The sequence below is a fragment of the Clostridium sp. BL-8 genome, from assembly GCF_002006495.1.
GTDB lineage: Bacteria > Bacillota > Clostridia > Clostridiales > Clostridiaceae > Clostridium.
On record NZ_LZZL01000121.1, the window covers coordinates 1 to 12547 of the forward strand.

Here is a 12547-nt window from a genome sequence, read left to right on the forward strand (position 1 = left end):
ATTTATATATTTATATTTACATATATTTGTTTATATATTTTTTGTATGATAAATTGTATATTATAATAATGTTTAGTATTTTACGAAATCATGTTATAACAATTAAGTATTACAGAAAGAGGTGTATTTATGAGAACACTTAAATATGCAATTTTAGGCTTATTAAACAGACGACCTATGACAGGTTATGATATAGGAAAAGATTTTAATTTCCAATTAGCTGAATTTTGGAGTGCAAAACACAGTCAAATATATCCAGAGTTAAAAAAACTAGTAGAAGAAAAGCTTATAGTTTACGATATTGAAATTAGTGGAGATGTTTTAGAAAAAAAAGTTTATAAAATCACTGAAAAAGGCAAGCAAGACTTTCTGAAGTGGTTAAAAAAAGATGAACCAATGGAACCAACACCTAAAAATATTTTTCGTCTTAGGATGTATTTTTCAAATAATTTAGATTTAGATATAAGGATGGATTTACTAGAGCATCAGCTATTTCAACATCAAGAAAGACTCAATTTTTTACATATTCAAATGGAACGATATGATAAAGTTCCTCCAATTGATAGTGATGAATATGGCGATTATATTGTTTTAGATGGAGCTATTCTTCGTGAGGAATGCACTATTCAATGGCTAACCCATTGTATTGGGCATTGTAAGAATAGAGAAATTAGATAAAAAATATTTTAGAACCTAAAATAACCCACAGTAATAATTAGATTACGTGGGTTTCTTACTAAACATTTAACTATATTCATCTATATCTCTCTATTTGTAATTTTCACTTGTAATTTTTTATTATGAAGTAAATTTGAATCAACTACCGTAGTAGATTGTAAAAAAAGTACATAATCGTTAGTTTGTTCAAATACTTTATACCCAGCACTTTTTAATAATTCAATTTCCTTCTTAAACTCTTCAATTAAAGTATCTTCGCGATATATTTCAATTGATTCTCTAATTACCACTAAAGCCTCACCTTTCTTCAAATATTATTTATTATTTATATTGAGTTGTTCTTTGTATGCCTCAACAATAACCTCATACAGTTTTTCACTTATTTTTAATACATTATCAGAATTTAATTCTTTATTGTTGTCTATTTCATTATGTAATAATTCTCTCCATATATCTAAATCATATGCTATCTCATCCATAATTTTTTTAATTGCCTCCCCATTACTACTGAAGACTTTTTGTATTTATAATAGCTTTATCCTTACTTCCTTCACACTCATAGTATTTTCTAAGTTTATATTTCTCAAAATATAATACTAATAACTGATGTAATAATTAAAATAAAAGATTTAAAAAATTAAGAAAACATCTTATAATATCTTAAAAGTCTTTTTAGTATGAATTTAACATATTTTTTATTTTTCACAAACTTATGTTCTTATAAAGGCAATAACAAATTTTATTCCTCCTTTCCTTAATACTCTCTATTCATTTCTCTTAACTGCCTACAACCTGAATAAATTATATTGTCATATCTAATATTTGTAAAATAAAAAAAATCAAATAAATTTATTAAAATTCACTTGATTTTTTTATTAATTTTAAAACTATTTTTTATGTTTTCATGTTTCTGTATTGTTATTAATCTGGATCAGTTGAATCTACATGATACATATTACTTGGACTTGCACTAGACACTGTACTGTTTTTAGCAGTATTAGTATGTATCGTTTTTGCCGAAACCATTGCAACGTTTGATAATATCATAGTTCCAGTTAGCACTGCTAATATAATTTTTTTCATAAGAATCACCTCCTTTAAAAATAAAGTGAGTTCTTCAATTTCCGACTTTACATTATGATGTAATGTTGAAATTTGCGATTAATTTTCTTGTTATTATTTTCTTTAAATTTAATTAAGTTTATCAATTAACATATCGATAAAATATTCACTTTTCTCAATATTTCGATATCTGTAATATTTTATAAGTTGTGCATAAATTTTATTGCAATTTATTTTTAGTTCTTCTGCCTTTTCAATCATTAATGTTATATTTCTTTCATCTTCTCTTTTCATATAAATCAAGACCAGTTCATTTATTATATTTTTAATTAACTCCAATTTCTCCCTATCCATTCTTTCACATGTCTCTAATGCCTGTAAAAGATACGTTTCCGCATCTTCATTTACGTACGGAAGTACTTTTGCCGCCAAATATAAAGTGTCAGATATATATAAATTTTTTTCATTATATATTAAAGATTCTTTTATGTATTTTGCAGATTCTTTGTATTTTTTACTTTTAAAATACAACTCTGATAAATTTTTATAAGCAAGACCTATAAAGTCTTTATCATTAACATCCAATATTTCAAAATATTCTTTTTCAGCTTTTTCAAATTCATTTCTATCAAGAAAACAATTAGCATATACCATTTTTATTTTTAACAACATTTTTTGATTTTTTATTTCAAATTTTTTTAGTACTTTAAAATACTTCAAAGCTGTATCATATTTGCCTAGTCTTTTATACGTCAAAGCTTTGTGATAAAGTATCGTTATTGAAAGTTCATCATTAGCTATACTATTATTTAATTCTTCAGCGTAGTCTAGTTGTTGTAATGCATTAATGTACTTATCACTAAATATGTTATTTTTAGATTTATATACATATAAATTTGCTTCTTCAAACATGTTATTGGAGTTAATGCTTGTCCTTATTCCAATATCACACATTTGCTCACTTTTAGCATAACTATGTTTATAATAGTAAAAATCAGCAGATAATTTATATAACTCTATTTTATTACTATCTGCGATATGATGCTTTTTAATTATATTTTCTGCTCTAAGCAACTTTTGTTCAAATAAATCTATTGAGTCAATTTCTTTTAATTCATTTACAACATCTATAAAAATATCATTTGCTTGTTCGTCTTCATCTTTCATTAATTCTTCCGGAGTAATTACAGATATATTTATCCCTTTCTCTTTTGCACTTTTATTTAACCTTTTAACAAATAGGCTTGCTAAATTATTGCTTATTTTTTGTTTATTGTTTTCAATTAAACTTATATTATTTTTTGAACAAATACCTTCCGCAAGTTCTTCCTGTGTCATGTGAAGCATTTTTCTTATTCTATTCACTTTTTCACCTGGTGCAACAATTTCATTATCAAACATTTACTTTTTCCTCCTCTCTTTCAAAGAGATGCTTAAAAACCAAATGTAAAATTTGCACATTATGTAATTATAGTGTATTTTATAGACATTATTTTGTAAATATACTATAATTACATTGCTAACATTTAGTTGTTAGCTCTCTTAGTGCCCTGCAATGATTTGATTTGGTTGTCTAGCATTGCAGGGCTTATTATTATTTTAAAAATTTGTTTCATCCTAAATCTATTATTTATATTTCTATAGAATAAATTAATAAAACATCATTTAAATATAATTCAATATTTAACATATATTTCTATATTATAATATATTACTCCAGTTTGGATTAATATTCAATAAATCCTCCATAAAATAACTATTTCCTGGTATAAACAATCATAATCCTACGGTATTTTTCTAACTCACTGCATTTACTTAACATTGCAAGTATTGAGTTTCAATTAGTACGCCTTTGTTATTTCACCTCACATAAAAGTATTACTGAAATATCAGATACATCTACACATGTTATGGACGATATGTTTATAAATACACCTCACAAATAAACACTAAATAATCATTTTTTTCAAAATCAAAAGCGGCTCAACCAGTATTGGGCTAAGCCGCTTTTTAATGCAATATGGTACCCCCAGCGTGTAGAATATTTCTTGTCTTATAATATTAAACCATATAATACAATATCCTATAAAAGCTTTATAAATAGGCATTTACGCACTTTTAAGTATTTTTGAATTTCTTAATATTTTTCTCTTTTTAAAATAAAATAGTACAACTATAGTACAATTTCAAGTATTATCTATCGATATTTAACCTAGTAATATTTTTATTCTTTATCAATTAATTTTTTGCATAGATAGCTTAATAAATTTTCACTATTATTTTTAAAACTCATAATGGTATTTATTTTTCCAATCATTTTAAAATTTTTCTTTATAGTAATCTTACTTTCTTCATCATTAACTTTTTCTCGATTTAAAATTAAAGTTCCTAATTTTGTTGATATATTATTTGCCACTCCATCTGCCCCCTATAACTTATATTTCAATAATGACTCTCTTACATTATTTAATTGATAAATAAGTATTTTCTTCAACTCATCATTGAAACTACATATCAAAACTTCTTTAATAATTCAGACTTATTACTCCTTGTAATTTTAAGATTTTTCTCTAAATCTCTTAATTTTTTCAAAAACTTTGGAGAATATTTTGCAAGTTGTTTAATATCACAGCATTTTAAAATAGTCGATTTTATTGCATTCCTATCTGTATTATATTTATTATTATATTCTAAAAGCATATTTTCTAATTCTTGTATATAATTTGCATTAGGGTTTAATGCTTCTTGACTATTTAATTTTTTACGTGCACTTCAGTTATCTCCATTCTTATAACCGTTTGATGAATATGCCTAATTAGCTTGAATTATGTAAACACCTAAAATTAATAAAAAAACTCCTATAGCTCTTAGTGGACTTAATAAATGAATTTGATTTCCTAATAATCCAAAATGATCAAATAGTACTGAAAGGATTATCTGACCGCATATTACGAGACTAAACATATTTGCAAATCCAATTTTAGGTGATGAAAATATGGTTGAAAATATATAGAAGGCTCCAAATAATCCTCCAGTTAACATCCACCAACTAGTGGTTTTGATGTTTGTTACAGTTGGTACAGTACTAGATCCGTTTAATAAAGTAATAAAAAATACCAGAGCAAGTCCTAAAGTTCCAACAGTAAAACTTACAAGGGATGAAAGTATCGGATTTCCTATTTTAGAGCGAAATGCTCCATTTATACCAACTTGCAAAGTCAGAGCAAAGCCTGATATTAATGAGAGTAAATAATACAGGAATGTCATAGTATAACCTCCATTAAATTTAATAGTATAGAGCTTTCTATGAAAAATTAAATTAATCGTAGAAAGCTTTATTAAAAATCAATTGCGATTAATTTAAGTTTTAATCTAAATAATTTTCAAATATATCATCTAGCCAATCAAACATGACTTGATGAAATAATGCATGATTACCTTCCTGACAATGTTCTTCTGCTCCTTCAGCTATAGTAAAGACACGAACTGTCTTTGGTGCTTTTATTGAATCTAAAAGGGCATTTAATTGATCTTTAGAAACAAAGTGATCTGTTTCTCCCATAGTAAGTAACATAGGACATTTAATCTTTTCAGCAACTCCTTTTAAGGACGCTTTCTTCATTTCATCAAAGACTTCATATCTGTGTTTTAAGCCAAATACCCATTTACCATTGTTTAGCATCCAACGAAGATTTGAATTATTTTCTTCAGCTTTTGCAAGCAATGCTTCCTTTTGTTCTGCTGGTAAGCTTAATACTTTTTCAAGCTGAGGATTTTGATTTATAGTAGATTCATAAGTATCATAGAATACGTTAAAAGCAATACATGCTTTTATACGTTCATCAAACGCTGCTGCTCTTGGTGCAAAATAACCGCCTAAGCTCATGCCAAGCAAGGATAGTTTATTAATATCGATATCGTTTCTTGTTTCAAGGTAATCTATTGCAGCACCTACTGGAACTTCTGCATCATGACGCATATAAAGGTTATTCTTTCTTAAAGCTTCTCCCTGTCCTGGGCATTCAAAGATTAAACAGTTATAACCACGTTTTATTGCTGGAGCAGCCCCACAGAAATAAAGTTCTTGAAGAGTGGAGTCATATCCACCGATAAATAATAGAGTTGGTATTGTTGTAGTATTAGCTTTATCATAGTTTAATGCTCCATAAAAATAGCCTTTTAAATATGTACCTTCATATGGTATTTCAACTATTTCAAAATGTGAATCCATAAGTTCCATTGCCTTTTCGAAAGTATCAACACTCTTTTTAAAATTTTCGCTTCGTTTTGGATCGGTTCCTTGTAAAAAGAATTCTGCGGTTCTATAATAATTATGCGCCCTAAGGAAAGCTTCTCTAGCACTTACTTTATGTCTCTTATTTAAGCAGTCAATACCTGTTTGTTCAACTCTTTCAGCTGTATTTTTCCACTCTTCATACCAACTGTCAAAGTCACCTTCTTTAATTTTAGCAGTTGTTGCTAAGGCTTCACCTATTTCTGCTCCTTGATAGCCTGCATAAGTTACAGCTCTTAATAATTCAAATGAAAATGCTTGATCTTGAAAATGTAGTTTCATAGTTAATTCCTCCTTATATTATGATAATATTTTATTTTATGGTTAATTAATAAATGTATACAAGTTTTAATTGAACATTCAGTGAACCAAATGAGCAAAATTCCACAAAGGAATTTTTTATTTTTTCCAAGTCATTTGAGTATAATTTATAATTTGTTCTAAATACACTTCTTTACTTACTGAATATAAATTCTTTTCTCCAAAAAGCGTATTTTGTAATATATATGTGTAAATGGCACTCCAAAATTGATTTGCCATCATGAAAAAATCAAAGGCTTTGATTTCGTTTTTTTCAGCTTTCTCTTTTAAAATCAGCTCTGTTTTATAAATTACTTTTTTTATATGGTTATTAAAGGTATTGGTATATTCTTCTGATAATATGTTTTGTTCCCTTAATAATATAACTAATATATTTTTATCATTGCCAATATATTTAAATATTATGTTTCCTAATCTAAAAAGAATTTCTTGAAGAGATATATCACAAGTAACTTCAGATATATCTTTTTCTAATTGAATCCATCTGTCATCAACAAATTCTTTAATAATTATATCTAAAATCTGTTTTTTTCCTTCTGGAAAATAGTGATAAATGAGCCCATCTGCCATACCAATATTCTTTGTTATTTGTCTAGTTGTAGTTGCATGGTAACCATTAGCTGCAAAAAGTTCTTTTGCTGATTCCAAAAGCTGACTACGTCTTTCTATTGCTTGAAGATCTCTATTTGTAAGTTTAACATCATTGTTTTTCAAATTATTCACCGCCTGTTCAATGAAATTATAAATCAAATTTTAATATTATGCAATAGGGTTTAAGATAATATTTTGTTCGTACTAACGCCAGCGCTTACATAATGTTTTCCTGCGTGATACTAACCGGCAAGCAGATGTGCTTCGCCGTCTTGTATCCATCAAACACAGGCAGCCTTTAGTTCTACATTAACACGCATTGATATGCTCCCTTTATAGTAGTAGACAGATGAAATAATAAAACTTTTTATTATTTCATCTGTCTACTTGACAGGGTGCAATTCACTCTTGAATAATATGATTTTACAATTTAGTATTTAATTTATGATTAAAGACTATACAAAGTACTATTATTACACCTTATCGTTTAGTAAAACCATATGTATATGATCTTCCCATTTTTCATTTATCTTTAAATATTTATATGCTACCCCCTCATTGTAAAAACCTAATTTCTCTGCTACTCTTAAAGACCTTTTATTTTTTTGCATAATATTAGCTTCAATCCTGTGAAGTCCATATTCATTAAACATAATTTCAATTCCTTTTTGAACTGCCTCGGTTATGTAACCTCTATTGATTCCATCTTTATCTAATTTATAACCAAGATAACTTGATAAAAATACACCTTTTACTATGTTAGTAAAGGAAATAGAACCTAATATTCTTGTGTCATCTTGCTTTTCAAATATCCATAGTATCAATGAATTATTATTTTTAATATCTGTTAACGCTTTATCTAATTGCTCTTCCTGATATTGCTTTGTATAAAATTCTTCACTCCTCGCAGGTTCCCACTCTTCTAAAAAAGACTTGTTTCTTAAATAATAATCAACAACCATTTCTGCATAAGATTTGTCTAAGACTTTCAACAAAAGCCTTTCAGTTTCATAAACTTTTTGCACTAAAATCACTCTCCAAATTTATTTGTAATTAGTATAAAGACGTCTCTATTCAAAATATTATATCACTAGCCATAAAAAACACTAAATTTTATATGCATCTCTCTGATATATTAATATTAATTAATAACGAAACTGCAAATATATACTTCCATATGTTTATCTTATCTTGTATATTTGTTACTTTTAGGTTAGAATAATATTATTAAGCAAAGGCTAGTATCCAAAAAAATTTTAATCCTTCATTGTACATCGAAATTTCCATATTGTAAATATAAATTTCAAACTTATTTGTAGTTAAAAATGAAATATTCAGAACTTCATTTTTTTAATATCCCAGCTCTTCTCCTATAATAATAACTTTTATTCTATCTTTAACAAATTTACGTCTACTGATTGTAAGATGATTACATATTCTATTTGGACTTTTGCAATCTACGCAATACCCTAGGAGTATTTTGGTTTAATTTTTTTTGCATCAATTGGTGCCGAATAATTCCTTACTCTTTTTTCAGCTTCATGTATGTTTTTAACAATTTTATTTATCCCAACTACTAAAATCACTTATTTGGGCCCATAAATCATTGGCGCCACTCTACTTCCATTTCCATCAATATTATAAAGTTCTCCATTTTCAGTTAAAGCATTTGTACTACATATAAAAGTATCAGCAGAAAAGTTTTTAATATAAATCTGCTTTTTTTCTTCGCTTGTAATACCTTCTCTATATTTATCTAAAAATTTATAATTACCCTCTCGAAGAAAATCTATAACTCTAGTTTCAGATAGCGTTATTGAATCTTCTACTAGTCCATGAGCAGAAAGTTCAAACAGTTATTGATGATATTCTCAAGCGTTTACGTACATTAGAAGAAGTGGGATTAAATTATCTTACATTGAATCGTACAACCAATACTTTATCTGGTGGTGAATCTCAACGAATTAAAATGTCAAAACATTTAAACAGCAGTCTGAGTGATGTTCTCTATATATTCGATGAACCTAGCATTGGATTACATCCTCATGATATAACTGGTATAAATAAGATATTCAAGGGGCTTGAAGAAAAAGGAAATACAGTTATAATTGTGGAGCATGATCCTGATGTAATAAATATAGCAGATCACATTATTGACATGGGGCCTGAATCAGGAGTTAAAGGTGGAGAAATTACTTTTGAAGGTACATATAAGCAGCTATTAAATAGTGATACTACCACTGGAAATGCTTTATCTAATAAACATGAAATGATTACAGAAAATAAGGAGTTTCACGAATTTTACGAGCTTAATAATGCAAATATGTTTAATTTGAAAAATATTTCTATAAAAATACCTAGGAATGCCTTAACAGTTGTAACTGGCGTAGCCGGTTCAGTAAAAGTACATTGATTACACGTCTTTTTCTTGACAAGTATCCAAACAGCATACTCTTAGACCAAAAAAGAGTCCATACCTCTTCTCGCTCAATACTCGCAACATACATAGGCTTTTTTGATAAAATTAGAACCATCTTTGGTAAAGCAAATAGTAAATCACCTTCACTATTCAGCTTTATTGGAGAAGGTGGATGTCCTTTGTGTAAGGGAAAAGGTATAATAAAAACAGATTTAGCTTTTATGGATGATGTTGAAGAAACTTGCGAATTATGTAATGGAACAAGATACAAACAAGAAATATTAAATTATAAGTACAGTTCATATACAATAAGTGATATCCTTAAACTCTCTGTCGATGAAGCTTTGGCAGTCTTTATTGACAAAGAGCTAAATAAAATATTGTATACTATTTCTGAAGTAAATCTATGGTATATTAAACTCGGTCAATCTCTTGACACAATGTCAGGTGGAGAACTTCAAAGATTAAAAATTGCTGTAACTCTTTTAAATAATGTTGGTGAAATTTACATATTAGATGAACCAAGCACAGGTTTGCATGAGTCCGATATAAAAAATTTGATAAAGTTATTTAATAAATTAATTAATAAAAGAAAAACAGTTATAATTTTAGAACATAATTTAAGTATAATGTGCAAAGCTGACTGGATTATTGATTTAGGTCCACTAGGCGGCTTTAATGGAGGAGAACTTGTTTATATAGGCTATCCTAGCGGCATTACAAAATGTTCTTCATCTTTTACAGGCAAAAGATTATTAGAATATATATCTTAAAATATATATTAAGATAACTGTATAATTTATCTCTTTTCAGATATTTCTTAGTATTAAATAAATTTATTCTATGCTTATATTATGATGCTTTATTAAGGGCATAAGTGCCTTAATCATTAGTAATTCTAGTATTAAAGGCACTCCACTTACAAATTTGCTTATGCACATATAAATTTATCACTTATTCTTAATGCTAAATTATTAATACTAACTTGTATAATGTATTAAATATTATTACCGTTGAAAAATCTCCATTGTTTCATTCTTTACCGTCAAAGCTTTAATTGCAATACTTTTATGGTCTTCCTTATACTTATCAATGGCATATTCTTATTAAATCAAATATACTTATCCTTTAGTTATGATATTGTTCCCCCTTCATTATTCCAAACCTATTTCGTATTTACTTTAGATAAAACTCATTAATAAAAGCTATTGTCCTTCATATAATTTAATCCATCTGTATAGAGTAGCTCTACTGCACCCTAATAACTTAGCCATTTCAACTTTGCTCAATTCATTATTAATCATTTTAATATAATATTTCTTAAAATCCTTTGGTAGATTCTCACTCTTCTTTTCCTCTCTGCCAAACCACCTTCCAGTTTTAGTTGTTCCAGTCTTGATACATCTTGCAACACCTTGCTACACTCTCTCAACCGTGTTTTCTCTTTCCATCTCTGCAACTGCTCCTAGGATCGTAAGTATAAACTTATAACCGTCACCATCTGCATTTATCCCCTCTTTTACAAAATAAACTGTAACCCCTTTATTCTTAAAGTAATCACATGTGGCTCTAAGATCATCAACATTTCTTCCTAATCTGCTTATACTTTCACAATAAATTATATCTCCATCATTAACATCTAATTGTAGTTTATTTAATGCAGGTCTATCATTATCTTATCTGTATAGGCTTTATTAAAAGGAATTCCTAGCTTATCAAGAATCATTTCTTGTCTGCCTACACTCTGTTTCTTTGTACTAACTCTTTCATATTTACAAATCATAGTCTATCACCCTTACATAATAAAATTATGTTTTCTTTCATTTTCTTAGTGTTTCATCATACTATAGTTATTTTATCCATTTTCCACTCTTCTCAACTTTATATCCATCAGGTGTAATACAATTACAATACATCCTACCCTTCTCATCAAAAGCATAACAGGCACTATCAATCCACTTCCACAAAACCTTATCCTTACTACCTCTAACCATCATGCAGCTTTCATCTAAGTAATACCATGCATTATCTTTTTCATCATTGTACCATGCATCCTGAAGTGCATACCCATTATTATCAAATACATACCACTCCCCCTCTATTCTCTGCCAGCCATCTTTTGATGTATAGTAACTTTTATTTTCCAAGCACGTACAATACCACCATCCAACACTATTTCTATTCCAACCAAGTTTCCATTCTTCATTACTAGAACCATCAGCTCTAACTAACCCACTAACAATAGATCTTGCAATAACTTCTACATTATATTTATCTGCATCATCACTATCAGCAAACAAACACTCAACTAATATTGCAGGCATAACAGTTTGATTAAGAACAATAAGACTTCTTGTCTTTACACCTCTATTAGGTAAATTCAAATCACTTGATAATGCATCACATACTTTAGCTGCATATTGATTTGCTACTTCTGATTTTCCAGTAACACATACTTCTGGGCCACTACCTCCCCCTGCATTAATATGAATTTCAGCATATAACTCAATATTTGTTGTTTTAGCTATTTCGTTACCTTGATTTGCTCTTTCATAACAATCCTCACAGCTATAGCTAGTACTTTCATCAATTCTAAGTAAGTTAACTCCATAACCTTTTTCCTGTAAATACTGCATAACTAAAGTTCCAATCTCACGAGTGCATTGACTTTCATCCAACCTGTCAATAACTCCGCATCCAATATTACCACTTGCAGTATGACCTACTGCTATTATAAAATTATTCATTTTTATACACCTCCTTATGAGATATATGTGATTTTGTCATATATACTAGATGTAGAGGTTATTTTTATTATTTCTACTATAAATTTATTTTTTAATGGAGGCGCCTATATGGATTATGATTATGTTGAAAGCTTAGTTTACAAATGCAAAAATGGAGACATGATAGCAAAAGAAAATTTAGCTAGTGAATTTAGACCTTTAATTATTAATATTTCAAAAAGAACTTTTATAGATGGATTTGATAGAAATGACATAAAGAATGAGTGCTATCAGTCACTTTTTAAATGTGTTTCTTTATACAATCTAGAGAAACATAAATTTGTTGCTTATGCTTCTAATGGAATAAAAAATAACATAAATGACTTAATTAAGCATATTAAAACTAGAAGCTCAACTAACGGCGATGATGCTTTAAGCCTTCATGCTGATGTTGAA

16 protein-coding genes and 2 pseudogenes are annotated in these 12547 nt (G+C 28.1%); 4 read left to right on the forward strand and 14 right to left on the reverse strand.

Annotated elements, in window-relative coordinates:
• Nucleotides 1-129: 129 nt before the first annotated feature.
• Nucleotides 130-678 carry a PadR family transcriptional regulator gene (locus CLOBL_RS24800; RefSeq protein WP_077861451.1) on the forward strand — a complete coding sequence of 183 codons (549 nt, stop codon included), beginning with the start codon at nt 130-132 and terminating at the stop codon, nt 676-678.
• Between the two features lie 80 nt (nt 679-758).
• On the opposite strand, the gene CLOBL_RS24805 is transcribed toward CLOBL_RS24800, so the two are convergent.
• From CLOBL_RS24805 to CLOBL_RS24850, 10 genes and pseudogenes are all read right to left on the reverse strand, one after another.
• Nucleotides 759-968, reverse strand: coding sequence for a hypothetical protein (locus tag CLOBL_RS24805; protein WP_077861452.1), 210 nt, complete (start codon nt 966-968; stop codon nt 759-761).
• 24 nt (nt 969-992) lie between these two features.
• Entirely contained in the window at nt 993-1157 is a 165-nt protein-coding gene (locus CLOBL_RS24810; protein ID WP_077861453.1) for a Spo0E family sporulation regulatory protein-aspartic acid phosphatase, read from the reverse strand.
• A gap of 442 nt (nt 1158-1599) precedes the next feature.
• Nucleotides 1600-1761, reverse strand: coding sequence for a hypothetical protein (locus tag CLOBL_RS28240; protein WP_179117830.1), 162 nt, complete (start codon nt 1759-1761; stop codon nt 1600-1602).
• A gap of 108 nt (nt 1762-1869) precedes the next feature.
• A complete protein-coding gene (locus tag CLOBL_RS24815; protein ID WP_077861454.1) occupies nt 1870-3141 on the reverse strand; it encodes a helix-turn-helix transcriptional regulator in 1272 nt (423 codons plus the stop codon).
• 823 nt (nt 3142-3964) lie between these two features.
• On the reverse strand, nt 3965-4156 hold the full coding sequence (locus CLOBL_RS24820) for a hypothetical protein (RefSeq protein WP_077861455.1): 192 nt from the start codon (nt 4154-4156) through the stop codon (nt 3965-3967).
• Between the two features lie 395 nt (nt 4157-4551).
• Complete coding sequence (locus tag CLOBL_RS24830; RefSeq protein ID WP_077861457.1) at nt 4552-5007, reverse strand: DMT family transporter; 456 nt, start codon at nt 5005-5007, stop codon at nt 4552-4554.
• 100 nt (nt 5008-5107) lie between these two features.
• Nucleotides 5108-6316 carry an alpha/beta hydrolase gene (locus CLOBL_RS24835; RefSeq protein WP_077861458.1) on the reverse strand — a complete coding sequence of 403 codons (1209 nt, stop codon included), beginning with the start codon at nt 6314-6316 and terminating at the stop codon, nt 5108-5110.
• A gap of 117 nt (nt 6317-6433) precedes the next feature.
• Complete coding sequence (locus tag CLOBL_RS24840) at nt 6434-7069, reverse strand: TetR/AcrR family transcriptional regulator (RefSeq protein ID WP_077861459.1); 636 nt, start codon at nt 7067-7069, stop codon at nt 6434-6436.
• Nucleotides 7070-7419: 350 nt separating this feature from the next.
• Nucleotides 7420-7971 carry a GNAT family N-acetyltransferase gene (locus CLOBL_RS24845; RefSeq protein ID WP_077861460.1) on the reverse strand — a complete coding sequence of 184 codons (552 nt, stop codon included), beginning with the start codon at nt 7969-7971 and terminating at the stop codon, nt 7420-7422.
• A gap of 325 nt (nt 7972-8296) precedes the next feature.
• Nucleotides 8297-8775: pseudogene (locus tag CLOBL_RS24850) on the reverse strand (lactate utilization protein); the annotation flags it as partial.
• Between CLOBL_RS24850 and CLOBL_RS28730 the strand changes: the two are divergent.
• Both CLOBL_RS28730 and CLOBL_RS28735 read left to right on the forward strand, forming a co-directional pair.
• Nucleotides 8763-9359: a hypothetical protein gene (locus CLOBL_RS28730; protein WP_143323950.1), complete on the forward strand. Its 597-nt coding sequence runs from the start codon at nt 8763-8765 to the stop codon at nt 9357-9359. The pseudogene CLOBL_RS24850 and the gene CLOBL_RS28730 overlap by 13 nt on opposite strands.
• Nucleotides 9360-9544: 185 nt before the next feature.
• Nucleotides 9545-10138 (forward strand): ATP-binding cassette domain-containing protein, encoded by a 594-nt coding sequence (locus tag CLOBL_RS28735; protein ID WP_347472977.1) that lies wholly within the window; start codon nt 9545-9547, stop codon nt 10136-10138.
• 432 nt (nt 10139-10570) lie between these two features.
• On the opposite strand, the gene CLOBL_RS29210 is transcribed toward CLOBL_RS28735, so the two are convergent.
• The 4 genes from CLOBL_RS29210 to CLOBL_RS24870 form a co-directional block, all read right to left on the reverse strand.
• Nucleotides 10571-10669, reverse strand: coding sequence for a helix-turn-helix domain-containing protein (locus tag CLOBL_RS29210; protein ID WP_347472978.1), 99 nt, complete (start codon nt 10667-10669; stop codon nt 10571-10573).
• A 114-nt stretch (nt 10670-10783) separates the two neighbouring features.
• Nucleotides 10784-10987: a recombinase family protein gene (locus CLOBL_RS29215; protein ID WP_347472980.1), complete on the reverse strand. Its 204-nt coding sequence runs from the start codon at nt 10985-10987 to the stop codon at nt 10784-10786.
• Nucleotides 10988-11019: 32 nt separating this feature from the next.
• On the reverse strand, nt 11020-11148 hold the full coding sequence (locus tag CLOBL_RS29220; protein ID WP_347472979.1) for a hypothetical protein: 129 nt from the start codon (nt 11146-11148) through the stop codon (nt 11020-11022).
• Between the two features lie 67 nt (nt 11149-11215).
• Nucleotides 11216-12112: an N-acetylmuramoyl-L-alanine amidase gene (locus CLOBL_RS24870; RefSeq protein ID WP_077861463.1), complete on the reverse strand. Its 897-nt coding sequence runs from the start codon at nt 12110-12112 to the stop codon at nt 11216-11218.
• A 108-nt stretch (nt 12113-12220) separates the two neighbouring features.
• Between CLOBL_RS24870 and CLOBL_RS24875 the strand changes: the two are divergent.
• Nucleotides 12221-12547, forward strand: a pseudogene (locus CLOBL_RS24875) (sigma factor); the annotation flags it as partial.